General features: G+C 50.2%; 29 protein-coding genes and 1 pseudogene. 8 read left to right on the top strand and 22 right to left on the bottom strand.

Annotation, left to right across the window (positions count from 1 at the left end):
- Nucleotides 1–71: 71 nt before the first annotated feature.
- Nucleotides 72–500, bottom strand: coding sequence for a MarR family winged helix-turn-helix transcriptional regulator (locus ABID47_RS25170; protein ID WP_354500844.1), 429 nt, complete (start codon nucleotides 498–500; stop codon nucleotides 72–74).
- A 161-nt stretch (nucleotides 501–661) separates the two neighbouring features.
- Here ABID47_RS25170 and ABID47_RS25165 point away from each other — a divergent pair.
- Nucleotides 662–1958, top strand: a pseudogene (locus ABID47_RS25165) (amidohydrolase family protein).
- A gap of 200 nt (nucleotides 1959–2158) precedes the next feature.
- Here ABID47_RS25165 and ABID47_RS25160 read toward each other — a convergent pair.
- The 4 genes from ABID47_RS25160 to ABID47_RS25145 all read right to left on the bottom strand — a co-directional run bounded on the left by ABID47_RS25160 (nucleotide 2159) and on the right by ABID47_RS25145 (nucleotide 4978).
- On the bottom strand, nucleotides 2159–2611 hold the full coding sequence (locus ABID47_RS25160; protein WP_354500842.1) for a GNAT family N-acetyltransferase: 453 nt from the start codon (nucleotides 2609–2611) through the stop codon (nucleotides 2159–2161).
- Nucleotides 2612–2763: 152 nt separating this feature from the next.
- A complete protein-coding gene (locus ABID47_RS25155) occupies nucleotides 2764–3306 on the bottom strand; it encodes a DinB family protein (RefSeq protein WP_354500840.1) in 543 nt (180 codons plus the stop codon).
- 66 nt (nucleotides 3307–3372) lie between these two features.
- A complete protein-coding gene (locus ABID47_RS25150) occupies nucleotides 3373–4320 on the bottom strand; it encodes a helix-turn-helix transcriptional regulator (RefSeq protein ID WP_354500838.1) in 948 nt (315 codons plus the stop codon).
- Nucleotides 4321–4363: 43 nt separating this feature from the next.
- On the bottom strand, nucleotides 4364–4978 hold the full coding sequence (locus ABID47_RS25145) for a TetR/AcrR family transcriptional regulator (RefSeq protein ID WP_354500836.1): 615 nt from the start codon (nucleotides 4976–4978) through the stop codon (nucleotides 4364–4366).
- A 136-nt stretch (nucleotides 4979–5114) separates the two neighbouring features.
- Here ABID47_RS25145 and ABID47_RS25140 point away from each other — a divergent pair, with 136 nt between their 5' ends.
- On the top strand, nucleotides 5115–6311 hold the full coding sequence (locus ABID47_RS25140; protein ID WP_354501224.1) for an MFS transporter: 1197 nt from the start codon (nucleotides 5115–5117) through the stop codon (nucleotides 6309–6311).
- Nucleotides 6312–6351: 40 nt separating this feature from the next.
- Nucleotides 6352–7311, top strand: a complete 960-nt coding sequence (locus tag ABID47_RS25135; protein ID WP_354500834.1) for an aldo/keto reductase — start codon at nucleotides 6352–6354, stop codon at nucleotides 7309–7311.
- A 109-nt stretch (nucleotides 7312–7420) separates the two neighbouring features.
- Here the strand turns inward: ABID47_RS25135 and ABID47_RS25130 are convergent, their stop codons facing one another.
- Entirely contained in the window at nucleotides 7421–8077 is a 657-nt protein-coding gene (locus ABID47_RS25130; protein WP_354500832.1) for an SDR family NAD(P)-dependent oxidoreductase, read from the bottom strand.
- A gap of 228 nt (nucleotides 8078–8305) precedes the next feature.
- Between ABID47_RS25130 and ABID47_RS25125 the strand changes: the two genes are divergently transcribed.
- Both ABID47_RS25125 and ABID47_RS25120 read left to right on the top strand, forming a co-directional pair.
- Nucleotides 8306–9160 carry a helix-turn-helix transcriptional regulator gene (locus tag ABID47_RS25125; protein WP_354501222.1) on the top strand — a complete coding sequence of 285 codons (855 nt, stop codon included), beginning with the start codon at nucleotides 8306–8308 and terminating at the stop codon, nucleotides 9158–9160.
- Nucleotides 9161–9309: 149 nt separating this feature from the next.
- A complete protein-coding gene (locus tag ABID47_RS25120) occupies nucleotides 9310–10182 on the top strand; it encodes an SDR family oxidoreductase (RefSeq protein ID WP_354500830.1) in 873 nt (290 codons plus the stop codon).
- Nucleotides 10183–10234: 52 nt separating this feature from the next.
- On the opposite strand, the gene ABID47_RS25115 is transcribed toward ABID47_RS25120, so the two are convergent.
- The 7 genes from ABID47_RS25115 to ABID47_RS25085 form a co-directional block, all read right to left on the bottom strand.
- On the bottom strand, nucleotides 10235–10639 hold the full coding sequence (locus ABID47_RS25115; protein ID WP_354500828.1) for a pentapeptide repeat-containing protein: 405 nt from the start codon (nucleotides 10637–10639) through the stop codon (nucleotides 10235–10237).
- A gap of 94 nt (nucleotides 10640–10733) precedes the next feature.
- Complete coding sequence (locus tag ABID47_RS25110) at nucleotides 10734–11135, bottom strand: sigma-70 family RNA polymerase sigma factor family protein (protein ID WP_354500826.1); 402 nt, start codon at nucleotides 11133–11135, stop codon at nucleotides 10734–10736.
- Nucleotides 11126–11668 (bottom strand): sigma-70 family RNA polymerase sigma factor, encoded by a 543-nt coding sequence (locus ABID47_RS25105; protein WP_354500824.1) that lies wholly within the window; start codon nucleotides 11666–11668, stop codon nucleotides 11126–11128. The genes ABID47_RS25110 and ABID47_RS25105 overlap by 10 nt, the downstream gene beginning before the upstream one ends.
- Before the next feature lie 83 nt (nucleotides 11669–11751).
- Nucleotides 11752–12417: an FMN-dependent NADH-azoreductase gene (locus ABID47_RS25100; protein WP_354500822.1), complete on the bottom strand. Its 666-nt coding sequence runs from the start codon at nucleotides 12415–12417 to the stop codon at nucleotides 11752–11754.
- 150 nt (nucleotides 12418–12567) lie between these two features.
- The gene (locus tag ABID47_RS25095; protein ID WP_076173875.1) at nucleotides 12568–13707 is read right to left on the bottom strand and encodes a toxic anion resistance protein; all 1140 of its coding nucleotides are present in this window, start codon (nucleotides 13705–13707) and stop codon (nucleotides 12568–12570) included.
- A gap of 28 nt (nucleotides 13708–13735) precedes the next feature.
- Nucleotides 13736–15421: a vWA domain-containing protein gene (locus tag ABID47_RS25090; protein ID WP_354500819.1), complete on the bottom strand. Its 1686-nt coding sequence runs from the start codon at nucleotides 15419–15421 to the stop codon at nucleotides 13736–13738.
- A gap of 10 nt (nucleotides 15422–15431) precedes the next feature.
- Nucleotides 15432–16160, bottom strand: a complete 729-nt coding sequence (locus tag ABID47_RS25085; protein ID WP_116233949.1) for a hypothetical protein — start codon at nucleotides 16158–16160, stop codon at nucleotides 15432–15434.
- A 266-nt stretch (nucleotides 16161–16426) separates the two neighbouring features.
- On the opposite strand from ABID47_RS25085, the gene ABID47_RS25080 reads away from it, so the two are divergent.
- On the top strand, nucleotides 16427–16552 hold the full coding sequence (locus ABID47_RS25080) for a hypothetical protein (RefSeq protein WP_354500817.1): 126 nt from the start codon (nucleotides 16427–16429) through the stop codon (nucleotides 16550–16552).
- A 93-nt stretch (nucleotides 16553–16645) separates the two neighbouring features.
- Here the strand turns inward: ABID47_RS25080 and ABID47_RS25075 are convergent, their stop codons facing one another.
- The 7 genes from ABID47_RS25075 to ABID47_RS25045 all read right to left on the bottom strand — a co-directional run bounded on the left by ABID47_RS25075 (nucleotide 16646) and on the right by ABID47_RS25045 (nucleotide 21721).
- Nucleotides 16646–17794, bottom strand: coding sequence for an MFS transporter (locus ABID47_RS25075; protein ID WP_354500815.1), 1149 nt, complete (start codon nucleotides 17792–17794; stop codon nucleotides 16646–16648).
- Nucleotides 17795–17898: 104 nt separating this feature from the next.
- Nucleotides 17899–18975 (bottom strand): LLM class flavin-dependent oxidoreductase, encoded by a 1077-nt coding sequence (locus ABID47_RS25070; RefSeq protein ID WP_354500813.1) that lies wholly within the window; start codon nucleotides 18973–18975, stop codon nucleotides 17899–17901.
- Between the two features lie 94 nt (nucleotides 18976–19069).
- A complete protein-coding gene (locus ABID47_RS25065) occupies nucleotides 19070–19348 on the bottom strand; it encodes an ArsR/SmtB family transcription factor (protein WP_105444201.1) in 279 nt (92 codons plus the stop codon).
- 194 nt (nucleotides 19349–19542) lie between these two features.
- Nucleotides 19543–20046 carry a GNAT family N-acetyltransferase gene (locus tag ABID47_RS25060; RefSeq protein WP_145141097.1) on the bottom strand — a complete coding sequence of 168 codons (504 nt, stop codon included), beginning with the start codon at nucleotides 20044–20046 and terminating at the stop codon, nucleotides 19543–19545.
- A gap of 380 nt (nucleotides 20047–20426) precedes the next feature.
- Entirely contained in the window at nucleotides 20427–20828 is a 402-nt protein-coding gene (locus tag ABID47_RS25055; RefSeq protein WP_354500811.1) for a YvaD family protein, read from the bottom strand.
- A gap of 1 nt (nucleotide 20829) precedes the next feature.
- On the bottom strand, nucleotides 20830–21153 hold the full coding sequence (locus tag ABID47_RS25050; protein WP_354500809.1) for a DMT family transporter: 324 nt from the start codon (nucleotides 21151–21153) through the stop codon (nucleotides 20830–20832).
- A gap of 7 nt (nucleotides 21154–21160) precedes the next feature.
- Complete coding sequence (locus ABID47_RS25045) at nucleotides 21161–21721, bottom strand: TetR/AcrR family transcriptional regulator (RefSeq protein ID WP_354500807.1); 561 nt, start codon at nucleotides 21719–21721, stop codon at nucleotides 21161–21163.
- A 284-nt stretch (nucleotides 21722–22005) separates the two neighbouring features.
- Between ABID47_RS25045 and ABID47_RS25040 the strand changes: the two genes are divergently transcribed.
- Both ABID47_RS25040 and ABID47_RS25035 read left to right on the top strand, forming a co-directional pair.
- Complete coding sequence (locus ABID47_RS25040) at nucleotides 22006–22590, top strand: helix-turn-helix domain-containing protein (protein ID WP_354500805.1); 585 nt, start codon at nucleotides 22006–22008, stop codon at nucleotides 22588–22590.
- Nucleotides 22591–22612: 22 nt separating this feature from the next.
- Nucleotides 22613–23062: a VOC family protein gene (locus ABID47_RS25035; protein ID WP_354500803.1), complete on the top strand. Its 450-nt coding sequence runs from the start codon at nucleotides 22613–22615 to the stop codon at nucleotides 23060–23062.
- A 76-nt stretch (nucleotides 23063–23138) separates the two neighbouring features.
- Here ABID47_RS25035 and ABID47_RS25030 read toward each other — a convergent pair whose 3' ends face one another.
- Both ABID47_RS25030 and ABID47_RS25025 read right to left on the bottom strand, forming a co-directional pair.
- Nucleotides 23139–23624, bottom strand: a complete 486-nt coding sequence (locus ABID47_RS25030; protein ID WP_354501220.1) for an EVE domain-containing protein — start codon at nucleotides 23622–23624, stop codon at nucleotides 23139–23141.
- 149 nt (nucleotides 23625–23773) lie between these two features.
- Nucleotides 23774–24190: a hypothetical protein gene (locus ABID47_RS25025; RefSeq protein WP_354500801.1), complete on the bottom strand. Its 417-nt coding sequence runs from the start codon at nucleotides 24188–24190 to the stop codon at nucleotides 23774–23776.
- Nucleotides 24191–24194: the final 4 nt, after the last annotated feature.

Raw genomic sequence — 24194 nt, 5'->3', positions numbered from 1 at the left:
ACCAAAAGACGATCGCCCTTTAAAGGGGATGATCGTCTTTTTTGGCTGTCCGATTGGTTCTCGCAAACGGATTATAAGCGTTCATTAATTTTGACCAGCAGTCCCTTTAACAGCTGCTTCTCCTCTTCGGTCAGCGTCTGAACGATTTCATCCTCAACCTTCTGAAAGGATTCGTTAAAGGCATCAATCAATTCAACGGCCTTTGGCAAAACATAGATGTTTTTCTGCCGTTCATTATTGGCCGGAATTTTCCGCTCAATATATCCTTTTTTCTCGAGGCCTTGGAGCATGCTTGTTATGCTGGCCCCCTGCAAATGGAACCGATCGGCTAAATCCCTTTGAATGATATTTTTATCCTGGTTTTTATGAATATAATCAAGGACTTTGCCTTGCTGCGCGTTTAATCCAAGCTCTTTAATGCTTTCATCCGCCTTTTTCTTCAACTTCAGGCCGATAATCTGAAACAAGTCCAGATAGAGTGTATCCTTGCGAGGTTTCATAACCGTCCCTCCTCAAAATGTTAGGAGTCTAACTTTTAACATTTAAACTATACGGGGATTCCGGAAGCTTGTCAATTTAAATATTAGTTTATTGACTGTTAGAAAACTAACTGTTATACTCCGAATTGTTATTAAGCACACATCCAAGGAGGAATAACGAAATGAAGAATACGCTGGACAAGGTTACAGCCATTATAAATGCACGGATTTTCGATGGGGAACAAGTGATTGAGGCAAGAAATGTGCTCATTCAAGGGGAGACCATCATTGCCGTGGGCACTGACGTTCCGGAGGATGCAGTCATCGTGGATGCAAACCATGCGACATTATTGCCGGGCTTGATTGATGCCCATGTCCACACTTCCATTGGAGGATTACGGGATGCTGTAAAATTCGGTGTGACGACCGAACTCGAAATGAACGGAGATTTTACGGAAAGAGGACGGGCGATTCAGCTGAAAAATGTGGAAGGCGCAGCCGATGTCCGTTCCGCCGGAACCGCGATCACCGCTCCGGGCGGTCATCCGGATGAATTGCTGCCCGATGGGGACGAGATCCCCGAGTTCGTGTTAAAGGAATTGGAGAAGTTATCGAAGGAAGACCGGGAAGCGATGCTGGCGGCTTACGCCCACGATCACGAAGAAGTGCCCCAGGTGACGACGGTGGAAGAAGCGATCAAACACGTGCATACCCAAGTGGAGAATGGCGGCGGACTATATTAAAATCATGATTGAAGAAGGCACGGTCATGGGTGCCCCCGGCCTGCCTGTGCTAAGCGACGAAATTCTTAAAGCTGCCGTTGAAGAGGCTCACAAGTTTGATAAAATCGTCATCGCCCACGTCCTGACGGCTCGTTCTTCGCAGACCGCCATCGCTCTCGGAGTGGACGGATTGGGCCACCTGTTTATCGACAGACCTGAACTCACGCCCGATTTGGTCCAATCTATTGCCGATTCTGGCGCGTTTGTAACGCCGTGCCTCGTATTGAACTCGTCCATCCTTGGAAATCCGGCATCCGATTTGGCCAATGATCCGCGGGTGCATTCCAAATTAAGTCCGGAATGGATCGATATTCTGAACTCCAGCTTCAATACGTTTCCGCAAGGCGATATGGAGAACAGCTTTAAGAACGTGATGGATCTTCATCGGGCCGGCGTGGACATTCTGGTTGGAACGGATGTCTCCCCTGTTCCCGTTCAGAATCTCGGCGGCCTTGTGCACGGTGCCAGCGTCCATCATGAAATGCAGCTGCTCGTTCAGGCCGGGTTCACTCCGATCGAAGCGCTTCAATCCGCCACCTCGAAACCGGCCCGCCGCTTCGGGCTTCACGATCGTGGACGGATTGCTGCAGGTTCGCGCGCAGATCTTATTCTGGTGAATGGCGACCCGACAAGTCATATCTCGGATACCCTGTCGATCGAAGCGGTGTGGCTTAAAGGCGTGCAGCAGCAAAGCTAACCTGATGGAGCATTGGATACCGGAAGCTTGTTATGCGCCGCGCTGACCCGTTGAAAAAAGGCTTCCCCTTATTGGGAGAAGCCTTTTTATCGAATGAGATCGTGGCTCGGTTGAAGAAAGCAACGGCAGCCGATCATCTGATCGGCTGCCTTCGTTTCTAAATTGAGCTGTCGTTCTCGGTTAATTCAGTATTCTTTCAATTACAAGTCTTGCGATAGCCGCACCATATCTATAACTTGTATACCATTTTCAAATATTTCTTCATCGTAATGTCTAACAAAAAAGTCTCTGTCTACTCCTGTTATTCTAAAGCCGCATTTCTGGTAAAGGGCAAGTTGCCCGACGCCGGAGTTCCCGGTGCCGACTTCAATCGTTTTAAATCCGAGTTCTGTGGCCATTTGTATTGCATGCTTTACGAGTTGTTTTCCAATCCCTTTGCCTTGATGCTCTTCATCAACTGCTACATTTACTAATTCAACTGTATCGGGTCGTGTTGGTAATAAAACGTAGACACCTATGATTTGATCATCCAGTGAGCCGATAAAGCAATGTCCTCTTTGGAGATAGCCTTCAACAAGCTTCTGCGATGGGTCCGCTAATAATAATAGTTCAAATGGTGGATTTTCAGTGACATTTAATTTTCGTATTTTCATAATTTTATGACCCCCAATTCCAGAGTTCATGATTTATCAATCATAACACACCCATTAAGGTGTTAAGTACAACATCATACTTAACTGCCCGAAAGATGATATTTTTTAACTGAATGGGCAAGCTTCGGGGGACAGGCGGCAACGCTAACGGGCTAAACCAGGCTTAACTCGCTTTTCAACCGCTCCAGCTGCATAAAATGGTGCCGATAATGCATCTCAACCAGCAAAAACCATTCCGTGGCGGTTAAAGGACCAAAACGCGGATGCGGGATCTTATATTGTTCAGGGTCCTGACTCAAAGCAGGCTCCGTCCGCTTCATCCGTTCCACTACGCTCCGGAGCCCTTCGATAATCTGCTCCTTGCTCTCCGGCTGCTGCGGGGTATACTGCGGTGAAGCAGGGACTCGGACCCGGACTGGCGGAAAGCTACCCAGCTCGTATACCTTCCTGCCAGCTTCTGTTTTGTCCTCCGCGGTGGCGAGTGCCGCCCCGTTGCCGTCCAGACAGCTATCGACATGCCGAAGATGCATGAACTGCGCCGTTTGAATCAAATGCATATACATCTGCCCAATCGACCATTCTTCCTCGTTCGTTTTTATCAGCAACTGCTCCATATCAAAGTTTTCCAGTTCCATCAAATACCGTTCTACCGACGTCTCCAAATCCTGCAATGCGTTCGCTGTGCTTTTCAACATGGGAACAACTCCTCTTTATTTATGGATTTTCTCCCATTATAAAAAACCGCTCCTGACAACAGCGTGTCAGTAGCGGTTTAATATGTTTTCGGCCTCGATCTGAATTTGGCGGCGGAAGGATTCCGGCTCCAGCACGACAACCGCCCCGCCCCAACCGAGGATATAGGGGAGCAGCTCCTCCGGCTGACGCACGCGAAAGGTGACCCGCAGTCCGTCCTCCCGTTCTTCCATTTCCTCCATATAAAAATGCGTGGCCTCGGCGATTTTGTCGGCGATATCCGGATTCGCCCGAACCACCACCCGTAAGTTGCGGTCGTCAGGCGGCTGGTAACGCTTCAAATCGAATCCGGCCGGCATGGCAAAGCCCTCCTCGAGCACGGCAAGCTCCGTCATCCGCGACAATCGGAAATGGCGGATATCCTGCCGCAGGTCGCAGTGCGCGACCAATGTCCAATTCCCCTGAACGAGCGTCAGTCCGTATGGAGCCGCCTCCCTTATGTTCATCCGGCTCCCGTCCGTTTCCGGGTATTTTTTTAAATACGCGAACCTGATTTTGCGGCGCTCCAGGATCGCACGCCGAATTTGTCCGAGATAGTCCTTTTCCTTCCGGCTGGTTACCGGCTCGCCGGCTTGGAGAAGGCGCATCGTTTCCCGCACTCGCATCGACTCAGCGCGTACCGGTTCCGGCAGAATCGCTTCAATTTTGCGCTTGGCTGCCTCCGCCACCGGGCTGTAGTCCGCATCCAGTCTTTGCTCGATAAAGTCCGCTCCCATCAGCAGGGCCACGGCCTCTTCCGCCGTGAAGCTGACCGGAGGCAGGAAATAGCCCTCCATCAGGGAATAGCCCTGCCCGGGAGCCCCGGCGATTGGAACCCCCGCTTCGCTTAGTGCCTGAATATCACGGTAGATCGTCCGGACACTCGTCTCGAACCGGGCCGCCAAATCCTCTGCTCTGACCAGCTTGTTTCGCTGCAGCTCCAGCGTAATGGCGAGCTGCCGTTCCGTTTTGTTCATGTTCTCTCCCCCGCTGCTTTCATCAGACGATTTGTATTCCTTGTCATCCGTTTGTTCGAGACAGGGTATCCCAGATGCTCATCAACTGAGTGATCGCTGCATCAATTTGTTTGAACGGGATACCGTCTCTCGCCTGCGTCGATATGCCAAGGAGAAAGGTGTTGAACAAAGTCACCAGCATGGGAACATCGACTGTATCGGGCAACTCACCATTGGCAACTGCCCGTTCGATGCAGTCCTTAATCCCGTCCCGGTTTTTTTCCCGCTCCTTGGCCAGCATTTCTTGGATATGCTGGTTCTCGGGCGAACAGCTTATACCGGATAACACCACCAAACAGCCCAGTGGATGAGAGCCTTCGGTCTGCATACGCGCCGAGCGGCGCAGCCCTTGTTCGATGGCGGCTTTCGGTGCCAAACGTTGATCATGAAAGCTCTCCATCACCCGGCCGTAAGTTGCTTTATACCGGTCCACCGTCTCGCGAAACAGCGCCTCTTTCGATTCAAACGCCGCATAAAAGCTAGCAGCGGATATATGCCCCATCGCCGCGCGCAATTGGGCCAGCGAAGTGGATTCAAAGCCGTGCTCCCAGAACAGAAACATCGCGGCAAGTACGGCTTCGTCCCGATTAAACGCACGGGGGCGTCCTGTCCGTGGCATACGATTACCCCCTTCATGAATTTTATACTAATCGATCCAGAAGTTCTTGACAAGTCAGCCGGGCTGAACTTAGTATATGGAATGATCGATCCGGAAATTAGGTTACCATTCGAAGGAGGTCACTCACTTGTCCCATATGTCATCTTCCACGGAAGTGGTCCAGCCGGCATCCGTCCCAGCCAGGCTTCCCTGGCTGGCGCTGCTGGCGCTTGCCATGACCGGTTTTGTCTGTATTCTCACGGAAACCATTCCGGCCGGGCTGCTGCCGCACATCGTGGAAGGGCTAAATATTTCCAAAGGAATGGCGGGTCAGCTCGTCACCCTGTATGCCATCGGCTCGCTTGTGGCAGCCATTCCGTTTGCCATGTTCACCGCCGGGATGAGACGGCGTCCGCTGTTGCTCGCCATTATTGCCGGATTTTTGGTATTCAACACCATTACCGCTATTTCGAGCAGTTATGCCCTGACGCTTGTAGCCCGTTTTTTTGCCGGTGTGGCCGCCGGTGCGGCGTGGGGCATGATCGCCGGGTACGCGCGGCGGATGGTACCGAATGCCTTAAAAGGCCGCGCCTTGGCAGTCGCCATGGTAGGAACGCCGATTGCTCTTACCTTCGGTGTACCGGCAGGAACCTTGCTCGGCGACCTGATCGGCTGGCGGGCCGTATTTGGGTTTATGTCCCTTCTGACCCTTGTTCTCATAGTTTGGGTGCTGTGGAAGGTGCCGGATTATCCCGGGCAGCCCGCAAACGAGCGCATGACGATGGGTCAAGTGTTTGTATTGCCCGGCATCCGCCCCATTCTCATGGTGGTACTCACCTGGATGTTGGCCCATAATATCTTGTATACGTATATTGCGCCGTTTCTCGAGCGTGCCGGGCTGGGCAGCCGCGTTGATCTGGTCCTTCTGATCTTTGGTCTCGCGGCGATTGTTTCTATCTGGATCGTCGGTTTGCTCATCGACCGCAAGCTGCGCCTGTTGACGCTGCTCAGTCTGCTTGGTTTTGCGTTGGTTTCGGCCGCATTATGGGTTGGCGGCACATCGGTACCGGTCGTCTATGCCGCCGTCGCATTGTGGGGACTTACCTTCGGCGGAGCAGCTACACTGCTGCAAACCGCCCAAGCGAATGCAAGCGGCGAAGAAGGCGTGGACATCGTGATGCCCATCAATACGACCGTATGGAATCTGGCCATCGCCGGCGGGGGCATCGTCGGCGGAGCCTTGCTGGAGCTCATCGGCGTCCAGTCGTTTCCGGCCGTGCTGCTGATTCTGCTGCTGATCGCTTGGATCATCGCATGGAGCGCGAAGCGGCATGGCTTTCCCGGAAAAAGATAATCGTCTTTGTCCTATCCCACTGTTAAAGGAGAAATACACGATGAAAACTTTTCAGCTAAAAAACATAACGATCCCGGCTGTAGCCCTCGGTACCTGGTCCTGGGGGAACGGCGCCAATGGAGGAGATGCGGTTTTCGGGAATGACCTGACTGCCAAGGATCTGAAGCCCGTATTTGATGCGGCGATGGATGCCGGATTAAATCTTTGGGACACGGCCGCAGTTTACGGCATGGGCGCTTCGGAGACGATTCTGGGTCAGTTCATACGCGGGAGAGATGACGTCCTGATCTCAACAAAATTCACGCCCCGCGGCGAGCAGACGGACGAGGCTGTTGAAGAATTCCTCGCCGGGAGCTTGCAGCGGCTTGAAAGGGATCATGCCGACATTTACTGGATCCACAATCCGAAAGACGTCCAGCGGTGGACCTCTAAGCTGATCCCGTTGATGAAGAGCGGAAAAGTTAAATACGCCGGGGTATCCAATCATAATTTGGAGGAAATCAAGCTCGCTGCGGACATTTTGGCTCAAGAGGGGCTTCAGCTCTCAGCCGTTCAAAACCATTACAGTCTGCTCTACCGTTCCTCGGAAGAAGCCGGCATTATTGAATACTGCAACGCCAATGATTTGATTTTCTTCTCCTATATGGTGCTGGAGCAAGGGGCGTTAACCGGGAATTATGATACAAAACATCCTTTTAAAGCAGGGACCCGCCGAGGAGACGCCTTTGATGAGAAGGTACTTGCCAAGCTGGAAGATCTGATCGGGGTAATGAGAGAAATCAGCCTCCGTCACCATGTTGAACCTGCAGAAATCGCCATTGCCTGGGCAATCGCCAAAGGAACGGTGCCGATTATCGGCGTGACGAAACCGTCCCATATCGCCAGCGCCGTGTCGGCCATGGACGTCCAATTATCGGATGCTGAAATCGAAGTACTGGAACGGGCCGCCAAGTCAACCGGCGTTGAAATTCGGGGTGCATGGGAGAAGAGCATGATATAAGCATGGTCTATACTTACCACTACTGAGGTGAATAAAGGACAGCTACGAGCGCTCTGCGGCTGTCCTTTTTTTTGTTAAACGATCCCTGTCCATGAATGAGCGTCAATGATTATTCCTTAAATAAATATTCCTTCCGGTCTCTATTGGTATACAATTCCCAATATACATCGGCGATCCGGTCCGGATCGTAAAATGTCCCTTGCTGAATATGATCGGCGATTAGAACCTGGCCCACATAAATTCCATGGGGCTCCAGTGTCTCGGCCAGGGAAAGCGCAAGTGAGCGGACCGCGGCTTTGCCGATGGATAAAGAAGCATACAGCGGATTCGGGTTCAACGCAATACCGCCCCCTGTGAAAAAGAGCGTCCCCTGTTTCCGTTCGACCATGTCCGGAATGACTTGCTGCGCGCTGGTCAACGCGCCGACCGTATTTACTTTCAAATCATCGATCAGCTGCTGTTCCGTTAACGATAGCGCATCTCCTGGCGCAATGTGCGCCGCATTATATACCAAAACATCGGTGATTCCATATAAGTTTTTGATCTGTGTAAAGGCTGCTTTGATGGAATCTGGATCTGAAGCATCTGCAGTTATTCCATACGATTCGATATGTACCTGATGAAGATCCTCCAAGCTGCGCTGCAGCGAAGTCTCGGTTCTCGATAGAAGAACCACCCGGAAGCCATTACTCCCGAATTTGCGGGCTATACCCGCGCTTACGCCCGAGCCGGCACCTACAATAACCAATAGAGGTTTATGACTCATCCTTACCACACCTTCTTTCAGATATTGGCTTCATTGTTGATCTTTATTTCTATATTTCTAATAATATAAATATAAGGATTCTTCGTCAAACATTTTACTTCCATTGTTGCAATGCAATTAAACCATTCAGAAGCGGAAGATGGAAATCAACAGGTTGAAAGGATTACAATGTTCTAAATGGCTGCTGTCGGCCTACTTGGAAACGCAAGGATGGTGACGTACATGAAAATGAAAACAAATCGTTCTTCATCTCCATTGGGGGATTTCATCAAATCGCGCAGGGAACGGCTGCAGCCTTCTGAAGCGGGAATCCAGCCGCTGCCCGGAAGAAGGCGTACCCCAGGGCTTCGGCGGGAAGAGGTCTCGTATCTTGCCAATATGAGCGTGACTTACTACACCTGGCTGGAGCAAGGCAGAGAAGCTAACCCTTCGCCGGAAGTGCTGTTAAATATCAGCCATGCGCTGCAGCTCGACGAAGACGAGCAGAAGCATCTGTTCGATTTGGCCCATGTGGACCCGGCAAGCGCCGGCGCCGTTTCGAACAGCGAGGAACCGGATCCCGGCGTGCTGCAGCAAATCGTCGATCAGCTGTGGTACCCTTCGTTCATCACCGATGCGGGCACGGATGTGATCGCCTGGAATCGCGCCGCAGAAATAGTCATCGCCGACTTCGGCCGTATGCCGGAGAATGAAAGATATATGCTGAACATTATATTTTTCAAGGAGGATTACCGTAAACGGCTTGTGAACTGGGAAAGCTTCGCCCGCTACTCAGCGGCGGTGCTGCGGGCAAGCTTTGACCGAAGCCAAGACAACCCGTTGTATATGGAACGTTTTGAACGCTTGAGACGGGAAAGTGAGGAATTCGAGTACTTCTGGAATCTCTACGAAATCAAGCAAAAGCGTGTAACCACCGCTTTGTTCCGCCTTCCGGACGGTCAGGAAATGGAGTTTATGCTCCATTCTGCGGCCGTCATTGACGGCGACCCGGACCTACATTGGTGTTTCTTCGTACCGGTACCCGGTTCAGGCACGGAGGAGAGGTTAATGTCTCTGCTGGAACAAGACCGGCTGCCTCAATAGAGCAGAAGCTATCTCGCCTGGATTGCAGGTGGACATTCGGCTTATGATCGTAGACTGTTACTCCCGTTAATAGTATAAACATGCTGTGGCTAGCGCCCTTCCGCTGCTCGTATGATACAGAGGAATACAGCGATTGGAGGGCATTTCGCATGCAAACATGGTTTATTACAGGAGCGTCAGGAGGCTTGGCTTCGCGCATCACCCGCCGGTTGCTTGAAAGAGGCGACCGTGTAGCCGTAACGGTGCGCAAGCCGGGTGTGCTGGACGATCTGAAAGCTCAATATGGTTCCCGATTATGGCAGGCCCATTTGGATCTGACGAACCCGCAGCAAATTGTTGAGGTGATCGAACGGGCATGGGAGGAACTCGGCACGATCGATGTGTTTGTCAATAACGCAGCCTATGGATTGTACGGCGCAGTGGAGGAAGCAAGCGACAGGCAAATCGAGCATCTGTTCAAGACCAACGTCCTCGGATCACTGCGTGCGGCCCGTGCCGTCCTGCCTTTTTTCCGCAAACAGGGCAGCGGGCACATCGTGCAGATATCGAGCATGGCGGGGCATTATTCCACGCCGGGAATGGGGCTGTATTGTTCTTCCAAATGGGCGGTCGAGGGCGCCTTTGAAGCGCTGGCCAAGGAAGCCGCGCCGTTCAATATTAAGACGACTATCGTGGAGCCGGGCGGAATCCGTACGAATTTCATTACGAGCAATGCGGTATTCGGAGAACGGATGGACGCATATCGGGACAAGGAGGCAGGCCAATTCGTCAGCCTGATGAAAGGGGAACTGCCGGGCATCGATATGAGCATGTTCAATCAAATGGTTGTCGGCGATCCGGATAAAATGGCGCAGCAGATCATCCGCCGCGTCGATCAAGGAGAAGGTCCGATCCGGATGGCGCTGGGCAGCGATGCCTATGAGCAAATCCGGGAAGCTCTGCTGGACAGATTGGCCGCGCTTGACGCGCAGAAAGAACTCGCTTATTCCACGGATGCGGATGATGTGGTACGGCAGGCATAATGATGAAAGCCACTCCAGACCCTGGGGTGGCTTTCATGGTTTTATCTGTATCCTACTCTCTCTGTTCCACAGGAACATGCTTTTGGATTAATTCTTCGATATTGATCCCATTGATGACCAATCCTGATATGTCGCAGTTTTGAAAATTGGCGTTCGTAAAATCACAGTCGGTGATCCGCCCGTTACGGAAGCTGCAGTCTGAAAAACGGACGCCATCCTTGTTGTGTTCTGCATCAGGCTGGCTTGGATCTCCGTAGCCGATGGATTGAAAATGTGCACCGCCCCACTGAGCACCGTCAATGGCAAGTTCGCTCAAATTCGCATCGGAAATATGCATTCCGGTCAAATTCACATCGGTCATGCTCATCCCGCTGCCATTACAGCATTGAATTTCCGTTTCACTGAGGTCGCAGCAATTGAAGCTTGAATGGCTTAAATTTTGTTGTTCAAATTTCAAAATGCATACCTCTTTCCCATCTGGAATTTTTAACCATATGGGATATTCTACATGTTGTTTCCGAAACCCTTTTTATGTCTGCCAAAAAAAGCCGTTAGGGGGGCACATGCTTCAGTTTATCCGGATTCGTGACCATAAACATACGGACAGGCCGCGAGTCGCTGTCAAACTGGAACGACAGCACCGCAAAGAGCTCGTCGTCACGGTTCAACCGCAGGCCGGGCTGCCCGTTGACGTCGATCAGCAGCTGATTCTCCGGCTTGATATTTCCCGGGGCAATCCCTTGAAGGAAGGCCAGGATGCGATTGCTGCCGATGATCGGGAAGATCGCCGAGCGAACCTTGCCGCCGCCATCCGTGTACAATCGGGCATCATCCGCAAGCATGCCGACAAATTCCCTGAAATCGCCGGAATTCGCCGCTGCCATAAAAGCGCGGGATAGCAGCTCCGCATGCTTGGCCTGGTCGGAAGTGACGCGAGTGCTTTCTACAGGCACTGCAATCGGCGGCTCGGCGGCCGCTCTCTCCTCCCGCCCCGGAACCGGTGCGGTGCTAACCTTTGCTTCGCCCGGCTGTACAGCTTCCGGCAGTTCGCATCGCTTTTGTCCAGCAGCTCGGCGATATCCCGATAATCGTAATCGAGCGTTTCCCGGAGAATGAAGACGGCTCTCTCTACCGGCGACAGCTGTTCCAGAAGGACGAGCAGCGCGTAGGAGACCGATTCGGCTTGGATCGCTGCCGTTTCGGGAGTTTGACCTGCATCAGCCGTCTCAGGCTCCGGCAGCCAAGGGCCGGTATATACTTCGCGTGTTTTGCGGGCCGACTTCAGCACATTGATGCTCCGGTTGGTAACCATTTTAAGCAAATAGGCCTTCATGTTTAAAATATGATCGGTCTGCATCGTTTCCAGCTCCGCAAAAATATCCTGCACAATATCCTCGGCGTCCGTGAGCGACCCCAGCATTCGGTAGGCGATGCTGCTCAGCAGCGGCTTATACTCTACATATAAACTGGATGTATCTGTTGCCATCTATCCATCTCCGTCCCCGCTCTTTTCCGCTTATTGTAACATAGCCGACTTGAATCCGGGGCTGACGCCCTCACGATGAATTACTAGCTCCCTGCCTGATTGGACACTTGCATTCCCTGATGTGCCAAAGAGGCCGCCGCAGATTCGGCTTCTTGAAATGCCTTAGCCAGCACCTCCTCCCTCTTCAAGGAATGATTGCCCTGTGCCCGGATGATTTGATAGTCGACGCCCATAAAATTAAACATCGATTTCAAATAACGATGGGAGTACTCAACTTCCGTGTACCAATCCTGGTTCGTATAAATCCCGTCGCTTGCCTGAATGACGACAACGTTCCTGCCGTCGGTCAACAGACCGATCGATCCCTTGTCTGTATAGGCGAAGGTCTCTTTGGCAATCAGGATGTTATCCATATAATCTTTGAGCTTCGAAGGAATATTAAAGTTATGCAGCGGCATGGCGATGACGTACCTCTTAGCGCTCTTGAACTGCCGAAGGATATCCGACATCCGGGAAGTGAGCCGCTGTTCTTCTTCCGTTAAGCGCTCATTTTTTTGCATTTTTTCCTGTGCGCTGAAAAATAATCGATCAATGCAGGGCACATCTTCCGAATACAGATCAATTTGTTCGATAGGCCCCTCCGGATTTAGATTTCGATAAGCTTCTAAAAAGTGCCGGAGCACGGTCAAGCTTACGGATGAAGCGTCCTCCACTTTCGGATGCGCATTAATGACAAGCAGCTTTTCCATAAATTCTATCTCTCCTTCCTGGTTTCGATACTCTTAAAGACAATTCATGATTTAATTATGTGACATGATGGAGAATTGGATTCAAAAAAACAGCCGGTCACAAAACCGGCTGTCTTCGCACTTTCAATATAGAGTTTTCATGAAAACCGGTCACAGACCCAGCGCTTTCCCTTTTTCCAGACGCTGAATGTGCTTCTCCCCCTCATCGGACAAGGCACGGAACTGATTGATCGTATCCCGCATTTTCGGAAGCGCCGCCTGTTTGTAAGAGCTGATCGCTTCAAAGGCGGAGATGGCATCGGAGAAAGCCTGCTTGAGCGTATCGACGGAGACGCTGGTTTCGATGGCCTGCTTCTGGATCGCTACGCCTTGATCCTTTAACATCCGGGAGGTGCCGGCAATGATATTGTTCGTCGTTTGATTCAGCAGCTCGATCTTCTTGAGCACAATGCCTTGGTTGTACAGCGCACTGGCCACGGTCACCGCGATTTTCAGCGCCGAGATCGTAACAGTTTTGGCCCGGTCTACGCCCCGGATCAGCTCACGGTTGTTGCGGATGACCACTTCATAGGCCATGATGCCCTGCTGGTTGACCACCAGCATCTGCTGAAGATCCATCACGCGCTGCCGCATCGGAAAGAGGACTTCCTCCGTAATAAAACGGACCTTTTCCGGATCTTCTCCCCTTTGCTTGGCCGCTTCAATCTGGGCCTCGATCGATTCGTCCATCATCGTCCCCAGCTGAATTTCTTTCTTCAGCGTCTTCGTCAGCTCCCGGATCGTTTGCTGCTCCAGCTCCAGCGTCGTATTGTCGTTTTTGAGCGTCGTTTTCCCTTTGTCGAGGGATACGACAATGTCAGCAATGACGTCGTCTGCCTTCTCAAACTTCAAAAAGTACGCCCGCAGCGGGTTGAACAGCTTGCCGAGGAATCCCTTTTTGGCAAAGTCGATCAGACTGGGGTCCAGATCCTTCAGCTGCGTATGCAGTTCCGTCAAACCTTTGGCAACAGCTCCCCCCTCGTCCCCGCCTTTGGAAAGATTGCCGACGGACACCTGCAGCAGATTGTTCTTCTCGGAAGAAAGCTTCATCGTATCCAGCCCGAAGCTGTCGATCGATTGCAAAATCTCCTTGCGTTTGTCCAGCGACTCCACATCCAGCTCCATAATGGAAGCCACATTCGCATCAGCGATTTCTTTCAGCTTCGCTACCTCTTCCGGTACCGGCTTGACTTCCTCCTCGATCACAGCCTGGATCTGCTCCGCACTTGAGACACTCATCGTAAACGCCATATCTCATCCTCCCCCTTTGACTTCACCCTTACATTTGAACGTTGAACAGATTTCCGATCTTATACACGACGTCATCGGTATCCGCATTGATGCTGGCGGCTTCGTTAATGCTGGAAATGCTCTGCAAAGCCTTAATATTGGCGTTATAGCCAATGGTATAAATCGGAACTTTGTAGTTCTCAATCAGTCCTTTGATGTCGCTGAGCGAATTGCCTTTGTTCGTTTCACCGTCGCTTAGTACGAAAATAACGGGTTTCATGTTCGGATCAGCCGCCAGCTGGTCCTGCAGCATCTTGAGCGCAACCACGATGCCGTCAAACGTCGCGGTCTGGCCGCTGGCCTGAAGGCTGTTCACTGCGCCCACGAACATCGACTGCTGATTAACGTCGTATTTTCCGATCGGGAGCTGGATGGTCACGTCGTCGGAATAAGAAACCATGCCGATGCTGTTGTCTTTGCCCAAATATTTTTGACCCTTAATGAGCGATTCCTTCAGGCGGTTCAGTGGTTCACCATCCATGCTGCCTGACGTATCCGCCACAAATACGGCTACAATCGGCTTGCTTCCGTTCTTCTTCTCTTTCCATACCTTCTGGGCGGATGTCAGTAGCTTCCCGTCAATCGGGGCCATCTCGGATTTGTAATCCTCCAGCCCGTTGAAGCCGTTGTCTTTCGCTGCTTTAACGTACTTATCCTGGGTTACGAATTCTGCGAACTTTTTCAAAATGGCCAGCTTCTCCGGCGTAGTATTGCCAAGCGCGTAGAGCGGGCTGTCGTGACGTACGCCAAAAGGAGTGAAAACATAGCCGCTTTTCAGGTCAGGTGCGTTGACGAACGTTTGGTACTCCAGAATGAACCCGTCGAGGGAGCCCGATGTGGCTGCATCCCGCATTTGGATCGTCGTCGAGGCAATGAACGGTACGTTGGCTTGGAATTTCTCGAACCCTTGAACCGCTTTATCGCTTAAAATATTGGAGCTGTCGAACGTATTCAGCGAGGTCACCAGAAAATTCAGACCGGTCGAACTGGCAAAAGGATCCGTATAACCCATGACAAGCTCGTTGCTTGCGATCGCATCCGTTACCGTTTTGACATTGATAGAACCGTACTTTTCGACGAGTGCATCGTATTTGGACTTCTTGATGACGATCCCGGGAACGTTGCCCACGAGGCGCTTAGACACCAATTGGGTTTTGACGCCGCTGGACTTGACCATTTCTCCCCATAATTCGTTGGATGGCGTAAAGGCATCCGGTACGTATTTACCTGACATGATATAGTCCGCTGCCGTGCCGGAAGCGATGTTGCGGACCTTAACCGATACGGGAGTTCCGTTTACAGCCACATTCGCTTTATTGAACTCCGTCGCCGCCTCCGTGAGCCAGCCGTCCACGCCGGTTCCCGACTTCTCGGTCGATGAGAAAATCTCGACATAATGATCATTTGTGTTCGGCACCGTTATCGGAAATTTGCTGATATCCGGAAGGGATGAGGCCACATCCACCGGGTCCAGGTCAATTTGTCCTTTTACAGGCGTTGCCGTTGCGGGTGAAATCTTCGAATATAATTTATCCAGCCGTTTGGCTGCGTCTTCCGCGGTCACCTGGTCTTTCGACTTCCCGAGATTCGAGGTTACCGTAATTCCCCCGTACACGAGCGCAAATACAAAAATCAACACGATCACTGAAGTCAGAATAAACCTGCCCTTCTTCACATGAACACCTCTAATTCTTATAATATTTGGTTTGATTAATTAACAGATCGATTTCCTGCATGCACGGCATCTTCTCGATGTCGCCGGCTTCGAAGCTGTCCAGGCGGGATATTTCCAGCAGGAGCTTATCCAGCTTGAGCAGGATCTCTTCATTGGTCGCCAGGGAGTTCTTGGTGAATGTTAAATACTCGTTGTAGATCTGCTTTCTTTCTTGGAGTAATTCTGGAGGTAGATGGGAGGCTTTAGATCCACTAAGACTTTTAAACTCGGATTCGTCGAATGCGCCCAGCCGGTTCAGGATGCTTTTGAGGTTGAGGTAAAATACGTTTTCTACCGCCTGGACCGTCGACATGAATTTTTTGTAGCTAAGCTCGCTCGGATCGAAACGCTGGGTCAACACGCCGACCAGTTTGTACTTCTTGCGTGCGATGCGATCGAGCTGATTTAGAGCAAGAGATATATCCGCTTCTAACGCTTTGACTTTCTTGTAGTACTGCAAGGCATTCACGTAGTCGTCATGCGTCTGGATCTGTTTGACCGGCACGGCAGCCGGGGTCTTGGCGTTAACACTGTAAACCGAATAAATGAGAACCAGAACACTCGCCAGAAGGAAGGTAATCCCGAATGCCGTCGAAAAGGCGCTTGCGCCGATGTTAAGACCGATAAAACCCGGGGAGAACAGAACGATGTTCACGACGATGACCCCCAGAGTGATACCCAGCAGTTTTATGTATTTCATTCCCAATTAGGTTCGCACCTCCTTCATCACTAATCTCATCCTTTACCATATTCTACATGATGATGTTTTGGGATGTCATTTTTTGTAACGATTTATTTTTAATACGGTTTGATCTCCGTTTTGGCTTCATTTATATAGATTGAACTAAAGTTTGCATTGAGCTTCCTTTTACAGCGTCTCACTAGAGGCCTATAACACGTTCATTTCTTTAGTTCATTCTATGTTATAGGGCTACTTATTTTCCTTATGCTCGGCAAGGTGGCAGTATGAACGAATGGAAGGAGATAGACTGGCGAAGAAAGCAGGGGCAGCATGTTTCGCTGGCCGCAAAAAGACAGCCGCTCAACAAGCCGGCTGCCTTTATTTTGGACGAGCTATTGCACTTTCGCTGATGCTGAATCGTTCAAGTGGATGATGGGGCAAGTACGTAAAATGTTCCTACGATCACTCTTGTTGAAAGCCAAGGCACATGCTTCCAGCTCTTCTCATGCAGCCCGGCGGCGCATTGTCAAAGAATACACGGCCGGGATCAGCCCAAGGGCGACCCCTATTCCACCCAGCCAGCCGGCTGCCGTCAGAGAGATGCTGTCCACAATAATGCCTCCGATGACGGCCCCAACAGCCATCCCCAACTGCACAATGGAGTTGTTCAAGCTTAAAATGATCCCCGAAGCCTGGGGAGCCATACCGATTAAGTACACTTGCTGAACCGGACCCGTCGACCATGCAAAGAAGGACCACAGCATCAGTAATGGGAGCACAAGCATGGAGTAATGGGCAAACGCTGCCAGCAAAAATAAAATGCCGGAGTGAAAGATCAGACCGCCTACCATCGTGCGGGGGATCCCCCATTTGTCTGCACCGTAGCCGCCGACTTGGGAGCCCAGGAGACTTGCCAGTCCAAATGCAAACAGCCCGATGCTTACCATCCGCTCGCTCATCCCCGTAATGGTCAGAAGAAACGGCGTGATATAGGTATACAGAATGGTATATCCCATTATCCAGAAAAAGCTGATGGACAGCGCAGCGGAAATCCGGGGCGTTTTGAACAAGGCGAGCTGTTCCCGAATGGGAACGGGAGCCTCTCCCTCTGATTTGGGAATCGCCAGCAGAAGAACCAACATGGCGAGCAGGCTGAGCACCCCGATCCCTGTAAAAATGACCTTCCAGTCATACGAGCCCGCGATGACCCTTCCCAGAGGAACCCCCAGAATGAGCGCGAGATTAAAGCCTAAGAGAACGGTGGCGATCGAACCGCCCTGCTTGCCAGGATGGGCAATTTTGGCCGCAACAGTAAGGGCGACTACCATGAATACCCCGGTACTGATCGCCAAAATGACTCTTGCTCCCATCAACATGCCGTAACCGGTAGATGTGATGGTGATCAGGTTGCCGATGAAAAACAAGCCCAAAGCCGACAGCATAAGTTTTTTCCGATCCATCCTTGCTGTGAGCGCAATCAGAATCGGAGTACCGATCGCATAGGCAAGTGAGTAGACGGTAATCAGCTGGCCGGCCGCCACTACCGACACGCCAACGTCCTTTGCAAGCATATCCAGTATGCCGGCAATCACAAATTCAGAGGTACCGACTAAAAAGCTGGCAATCGCCAATATATAAATTTTCCATCTCATATCGTATCTCTCCTAATCCAATCAGTTTCATAGTTCTAAATCTGTAGAAATCGCGGGTAAAAAAATATTGCCCCCATCCTTAGGCATCTCCTGCCCCGATTAGGTCACTGCGCTCCATCATTACCGCTTGATGCTTGACGGTCGAGCTCTTGACGGACTATCGGTGCTACCTTGGTGCCGAGCAGCTCAATCGTTCGCAGCAATTCGCGATGAGGGAGCGTGCTGAAATCCACGTACATGAGAAATCGGGTCAGGCCCAGGTTCTTGTGCAGCAGTAAGATTTTCTCCGCCACATACTCAGGGTCCCCGACATAAAGAGCACCATGAAGGCTGCAGGATGCATCGTATGAGTCACGTGTATAAGGAGACCAACCGCGTTCCCGTCCGATCCGGTTCATTTGGGCCGCCATCACAGGGTAATACCGCTCTGACGCCTCTTTTGTCGTATCGGATAAAAAGCCATGCGAGTGCGTAGCAATCTGCAGCTGATTTGGATCATGCCCGGCTTTCACAGCCGCTTCCTTATAGAGCTCCACCAAGGGTGCGAATCGCTGCGGAAGTCCGCCAAGGATTGAGAAGACGATCGGAAGTCCTAGCAAGCCGGCCCGAATGGCAGATTCCGGGCTGCCGCCTGTGCCGATCCAGACCGGTAAAGGCTGCTGCACAGCACGAGGATAGATGCCCATATTGTCAATCGCAGGACGATGTCCGCCACGCCATGTCACCCGCTCTGAAGCGCGGATCTTGAGCAGCAGTTCCAGCTTCTCTTCGAACAATTCCTCGTAATCCTTCAGGTCATAGCCAAACAGCGGGAACGATTCGATGAACGAACCTCGTCCGGCCATGATCTCAGCTCTCCCGTCCGACAGTCCGTCAAGCGTCGCAAAGCTCTGATATACCCGCACGGGATCATCCGAAGACAACACTGTCACCGCGCTCGAGAGCCGGATCTTTTTCGTAGTCGCAGCAGCGGCAGCCAATATGACGGCTGGTGACGAGCTTGTATAGTCGATACGGTGATGCTCTCCGATGGCAAAGACGTCAAGGCCGACTTGATCGGCCAATTGGATCTCTTCGATCGCTTGACGCAGACGCTCGGCATGTGAGACACCCCCTTTTTCGGGATCTGCATGAAGAAACGTACTGATTCCAATCTCCATCGTATTTGCTTTGTCGCTCATAAGCGTGCACTCCTTCTTCATAGGGTATAGAGGATGACTTTGTATAACCATGAATTCCTCAGTTCTAGAACTATCGAAATGTTGGTTAAAAAAATTACGCCATTAAATAAGGCGCAAATTTTTCCGCCACTTCCCGATTGACGTTATAGTGAATATACGATCCGCTTTTCCGTGAATCAATCAGACCGGAATCCGTCAGCTGCTTCAGATGATGCGACAGCGTCGAACCCGCAACTGATTCAAGCTTTTCACCGATGGCCGTGAAGCATAAATCGCTTTCTTTCGAGAGCAGCAAGGCGATCTTCAGCCGGGTTGGTTCCCCCAAAGCTTTATATACCTTAACGGCCTGCAGATCTGTTTGATGATCACCCATGATGATGCTCACCTCCTCCATCTATTCCGCAGTTCTATAACTATCGAAATCCAGTTTAGCATGATGCCGTTGGAAAGTAAAGGGCTTCACCTAGGAGCTGCAAATGGCCTGCTAATTCAATGAAAAGCAGCCGGTCCTCGGGCCGACTGCTGCTTGGTTTTATGTTTGGTTTTGGGTTTGGGTTTGGCGTATCCTTAGACACAAATAATAGAAGGTGGCGAGTTGAGCCGCAATACCGTGATTTGCTCGTCTCCGATCACCTCACCACTGTCACGGAAGCCGAAGCTTTCATACAGCTTTTTGGCGGGCGCGTTATCAGCCTTGTAAGAAATCCAGCAGTATTGTGCAGGACCTGCCGGAAAAGTGCGGATAAACTCCAGCACCTTTTTCATGGCTTCCCGGCCATAGCCCTTGTTTTGGTGCCGCTGATCCATCATCAGCCGCAGAATACAATAGCCGTCATCTGCGATGGACGGGGTATCGTAACCGGTAATTTTATACGTGATCATCACAAAACCGACGGGCTGCTCATCCGCGTAAATGGCAAACGGAAAAGGATGACCTCCATTGGTGGCAAGAACATAACACGAAGCGACGCTGGACAAATTGGACGCAACGAAGCGGCGCTGATCTTCCGAAACCTCTAGTTTGAATATTTCGCGTCTGTTTTCGAGCGTGATTTTTCTGAGTGTAATCATGCAGGATTTCTCCCTTCCTTATCTTCGGCAAGATCACCGATTCGTTTTTGCGCCGCGGTCGCTTTAATAACATACAATCTATGCAAAAAAAGTAATAGACTTATATTGAATTTTTTTATAGACTATTATGTATCCATGGCATTTTTAGGAATATGTTGTGTTCTTGAAGGAAATGAAGGTTCTTCGAGGATGATGCAGAAACTTGGCTGCGTTCAAGAAGGTGTGCGGAGACAAGTGGTGTATATCAGTGGCAAATACATGGATTTTATTTTGTATGGTTTAACCCAAAGATGAGTTTATTCAAAAGCAAAACGAGAAACTCAGCATATAAACGGAGAAGGGGCTGCCCAGCGCAGCTCCTTCTTTATGCCTCATTTACTTCATGCGCTCGTGTGGGTAGGAGCTTGAAGAAGCTTTGGAATGAAAAATAAAGGATAAATCAGTAAATACAGATTGGGTATCCACCACATCAGGTCGTAGTCCGCTTTAATGATCCAGAACGCTATCGCCTGCAAACCCGAACAGAAGGTTAGGGTAAGAGAGATCAAAGCCATCTGGCTCCATCTGAGGTCATGACGTTTATGTAAATATAGACTGTATATTCCTGTTATCGAAATGAAAATATCTAACGGAAAAAAGGACCAATTCCAGATGACTAATAACTCGTTGCTATAATCCTGGTATAGGTAAGCTTTGGGAATAAGCGCAAAGATCGTAACGATCCAATACACCATAAATCCGATATCTGTAAACAAGAACAGCACTCTCAATTTCTTACTCAAATCACGCTCTCCCCCCACCAAGATTTAAACCGATGACGCCGGCAATGATAAGGATGATCGAGATGGTCTTCAATAGAGTCAGTGGTTCAGAAAAAATGAGTATGCCGATTATAACAACAATAGCTGTTCCTAGACCCGACCAAATCGCATACGCAATACTCATCTCGATTCCTTTTAATGCAAAATTCAAAAAAGTTAAACTGGAAGCGTAAAAAACAAAGAGCAGCAAAGAAGGAGTAAGCCTGCTGAAACCTTCCGACAATTTCATCGTTGTCGTTCCGGCTACTTCCGCAAGGATAGCCAACGTTAATAATATCCAGTGCATACCATTCCTAACCTTCTTTCTGTACAATGCCGGACAATAGAATGTCCACCATGTCTTCTAAGCTTTCCTGCAGACCTTTGTTACTCTTACGTGCTGAGGGGTCTTCTATTAGCCGATAGAAACCGCCAACATACAGGTTGATAAATAATTCAGTATTAAAAGAGCGAAGTATCCCTTCGCTGATGCCTTCATTAAACAAGCTAAGGATGCTGTCCCATTGTTGGTTCAGAAATTGATCCAGCAGCTTCCATTGCAGTGGATAGAAACGTTGGAGGTCCGTTATAAGGTTCATATCTACAAACTGAAAATCTGCAGGAACAAGAACTAAACACTTTTTCAATTTAGTAAGTGTACTCAGTTCATTGTCATCAAGAATCGCCTTCTCCTTTTCTTTCAATTCATTCATCGTATCATCGAGAATGGCAGTAATGAGTTCCTCTTTGGAAGAGAATATTCCATAGAGTGTTTTCGTACTCATCCCTGAAAGCTTCGCAAGTTCCGCCATGGTGAAACGGAGACCTCTTCGCTTGATTTCGTGTCGTACCACTTCCATAATTCGATCATTCATTCATTTCACTCCTGTAACGGAAAATAATAAAAATATAATATTTTCCTGGTTTTATTCAATATAATATATCCCCCTTCCTTTCGTCAACTTACAGTGACCCTGATTCACCAAAAGAAAAGTACAGAGCCGTCGATTTTTCACAATACTCCTGATGGTGTTCTCTGTTAAAATCTCGTTAGAACTTCCATAAATGAAGACACCCTGAATACAAGTGAAACACTGGTGTGTGTGAAGCTCTTTCCAAAACCTGTTCTCGTTGAACACATGAAGAGGTGAGTTGCACGATGGAAATACCCGGTACTATTTATCCAAAACAGATGTCATTACTTGATCAGAAGACTATGCCGCTCTATGTCCCACGTGATGGAATTTGGCTCCGCCTTGCCCTCACATTGGAAGGAACGGTACGCCGCAGTTCTTATGCCAAGCAAATCCTTTGCTCACAGCAATTTAACGCCGCACGAACGCGCTGGACTCTTGCCGATTTGACTTTTCTGCAATCTGCACTTGAGCTGCTTTACAATACACAGGGACAGATCCGTATAAGTACCCTTGCCGCTGAGTGCGATCTTTCATTGCGCCAATTTGAACGGCGATTTAAGCAGTGCATAGGCGTATCGCCCAAGGTGTTCGCACGTCTCCTCCGTTTCGAGGCGCTGCTTACCTCATTGATACAAGGGCCAGCCACTTCTCTCGCTGACGTCTCATCCCATCTTGGCTATCATGATCAAGCCCATGTCATCCATGAATTCAAGACATGGGCAGGCTGCACGCCAACGGCGTTTCTCGCACGGGCAAAACAGCGGATGATGCAAAAGCCTATTGTTCCCGACCCTCGTAGTGCCCCTATTCCCTTATATATCGTCTAGAAAAAGAAGGAGCTGATGTAGGATGTCTCACACAGAGCAATCTTTTCAAATTCCCTGGCAAAGTATTCATCACATTGCCTTGAATACAGCGGATCTGGACGCAACGATTCGCTTCTACCGGGGCGTGTTGGGGATGCAAGCCAGTGATATCGCCCCGTCCCAAGAAGGGCGCGGCAGGCATTGTCTTATTTTGGTTAAACCCAACGACGACAACGTATGGGGCTTCCATTTCTTTGAACGACCGATAGCAAGGACAACGCTGGGCGCTTCAGATACCCATCCGCAGAGTTTAGTCCCCCATGTGGCCCTGCGGCTCCCGAACGGGAATGCAGCACAAGCCTTGCGCGAGCGTTTGAGCCATGCTCATGTATCCGTCACAGAGATTCCTGAACTGGGGACATTTGTGTTTTTTGATAACAATGGTCTATGTATAGAGGTCACTTGGCCTAAAGGCGAACCTGTCTCTTCGTGAAGAGGCTTTGATCGTTTTTTCTGCCTTTTAAAAGCAAAAAAGTCACAGCTACGGATCGTGGCTGTGACTTTTCGCGCTAAAGATCAATAAGCACGATTCGGCTGGCATTGTCCCACGCTACATCACCTAACATGATGCCGGCAATCGTCTGGAAATCCTCATATCCGATCTCAAATTGCCCATAGCGGAAAGCATATCCCCAACTGCGCTTCCCGCGGGTAAAGGTAAGCCGGTCCAATAGAGGGGCAATCTTCACTTCACGGCATGGAAGGTAACGGATATCCCGGCGAAAAGGCACAAAGGATTCGGACATCGGATACTCGTAGACCTTCTCACCGGTCACCTGCCCAATGGCGGTAAACGCTTGAAGCGGTTCCCCTTTCGACATGTCAGTTCGTGGAGAGTAGTATATGAGCCAATCGCCGGGACTCATCCGGCGCAGAGGTGCTGCTTTTCCATGACAGAGCTGGGCAAATCCGCCTTGAACCCCCCGCTTCACGTGAGAGGCGGATACTACGCCGATCCAGTAGCGGCTGTTTTGCTCACCTGCGCTAACCGGCATGGTTTGATTCTCGTATTTCTTTTCCAATATGGGTGCCTCCTTAATAAATCATCTCCTATGACTATATAAAAACGCTGCTGACAACGGTCTGTCAGTAGCGTTTTAGCATCTGGGTATAAACCAATGATATGACTTCTAAATGGTCCTCGCTAATCCTGAGAAAAACGAAAAAACATGCTAAGAGGCATGGAGTGGTACTCCGGATATCCCTTGGCTTGCAGCAAACGGCCTAAAGCATGATCATAATCGTCCTCCTGCTGAAAGAGTACCGTGACATGGCAATGTGCTAGTGCCACATGATCCGTCAGATGTTCGGCGATGTGATACAACATGCGTTCTTCGCTATTCTCCAAACTTGTAGATGAAAATACATGCGCCGTGATATGATTTTCTCTTTTGTCCTCTCCTATTCCATCCTTAAGCCATGGAAAATCCTCATCACGGCTTGGCCGCCCCTCATCCACAATGATAATCCGGCAATCTTTACCGTTCATGGCAACATCCCATGCCTCCAAATCCTTTAATCTTAGGATTCTTTGAAGTTGTTTTAAAAAATCGATGTTCATGTTA

The organism is Paenibacillus favisporus, assembly GCF_040545415.1.
Classification (GTDB): Bacteria; Bacillota; Bacilli; order Paenibacillales; family Paenibacillaceae; genus Paenibacillus_AQ; species Paenibacillus_AQ favisporus.
The sequence above is the reverse complement of the archived record's forward strand: the minus strand, read 5'-3'. Positions and strand labels throughout refer to the sequence as shown.

Coding starts and splice junctions, on each gene's coding strand:
- ABID47_RS25080 (WP_354500817.1), top strand. CDS start 16,427: ATGAACGAATGGAAGGAGATAGACTGGCGAAGAAAGCAGGGGCAGCAT.
- ABID47_RS25095 (WP_076173875.1), bottom strand. CDS start 13,707: ATGGCGTTTACGATGAGTGTCTCAAGTGCGGAGCAGATCCAGGCTGTG.
- ABID47_RS25040 (WP_354500805.1), top strand. CDS start 22,006: ATGGAAATACCCGGTACTATTTATCCAAAACAGATGTCATTACTTGAT.
- ABID47_RS25125 (WP_354501222.1), top strand. CDS start 8,306: ATGAAAACAAATCGTTCTTCATCTCCATTGGGGGATTTCATCAAATCG.
- ABID47_RS25155 (WP_354500840.1), bottom strand. CDS start 3,306: ATGTTGAAAAGCACAGCGAACGCATTGCAGGATTTGGAGACGTCGGTA.
- ABID47_RS25045 (WP_354500807.1), bottom strand. CDS start 21,721: ATGAATGATCGAATTATGGAAGTGGTACGACACGAAATCAAGCGAAGA.
- ABID47_RS25120 (WP_354500830.1), top strand. CDS start 9,310: ATGCAAACATGGTTTATTACAGGAGCGTCAGGAGGCTTGGCTTCGCGC.
- ABID47_RS25065 (WP_105444201.1), bottom strand. CDS start 19,348: ATGGGTGATCATCAAACAGATCTGCAGGCCGTTAAGGTATATAAAGCT.
- ABID47_RS25135 (WP_354500834.1), top strand. CDS start 6,352: ATGAAAACTTTTCAGCTAAAAAACATAACGATCCCGGCTGTAGCCCTC.
- ABID47_RS25160 (WP_354500842.1), bottom strand. CDS start 2,611: ATGAAAATACGAAAATTAAATGTCACTGAAAATCCACCATTTGAACTA.
- ABID47_RS25070 (WP_354500813.1), bottom strand. CDS start 18,975: ATGAGCGACAAAGCAAATACGATGGAGATTGGAATCAGTACGTTTCTT.
- ABID47_RS25170 (WP_354500844.1), bottom strand. CDS start 500: ATGAAACCTCGCAAGGATACACTCTATCTGGACTTGTTTCAGATTATC.
- ABID47_RS25035 (WP_354500803.1), top strand. CDS start 22,613: ATGTCTCACACAGAGCAATCTTTTCAAATTCCCTGGCAAAGTATTCAT.
- ABID47_RS25075 (WP_354500815.1), bottom strand. CDS start 17,794: ATGAGATGGAAAATTTATATATTGGCGATTGCCAGCTTTTTAGTCGGT.
- ABID47_RS25130 (WP_354500832.1), bottom strand. CDS start 8,077: ATGAGTCATAAACCTCTATTGGTTATTGTAGGTGCCGGCTCGGGCGTA.
- ABID47_RS25060 (WP_145141097.1), bottom strand. CDS start 20,046: ATGATTACACTCAGAAAAATCACGCTCGAAAACAGACGCGAAATATTC.
- ABID47_RS25100 (WP_354500822.1), bottom strand. CDS start 12,417: ATGGAAAAGCTGCTTGTCATTAATGCGCATCCGAAAGTGGAGGACGCT.
- ABID47_RS25050 (WP_354500809.1), bottom strand. CDS start 21,153: ATGCACTGGATATTATTAACGTTGGCTATCCTTGCGGAAGTAGCCGGA.
- ABID47_RS25150 (WP_354500838.1), bottom strand. CDS start 4,320: ATGAACAAAACGGAACGGCAGCTCGCCATTACGCTGGAGCTGCAGCGA.
- ABID47_RS25025 (WP_354500801.1), bottom strand. CDS start 24,190: ATGAACATCGATTTTTTAAAACAACTTCAAAGAATCCTAAGATTAAAG.
- ABID47_RS25145 (WP_354500836.1), bottom strand. CDS start 4,978: ATGCCACGGACAGGACGCCCCCGTGCGTTTAATCGGGACGAAGCCGTA.
- ABID47_RS25140 (WP_354501224.1), top strand. CDS start 5,115: ATGTCATCTTCCACGGAAGTGGTCCAGCCGGCATCCGTCCCAGCCAGG.
- ABID47_RS25105 (WP_354500824.1), bottom strand. CDS start 11,668: ATGGCAACAGATACATCCAGTTTATATGTAGAGTATAAGCCGCTGCTG.
- ABID47_RS25085 (WP_116233949.1), bottom strand. CDS start 16,160: ATGAAATACATAAAACTGCTGGGTATCACTCTGGGGGTCATCGTCGTG.
- ABID47_RS25030 (WP_354501220.1), bottom strand. CDS start 23,624: ATGCCGGTTAGCGCAGGTGAGCAAAACAGCCGCTACTGGATCGGCGTA.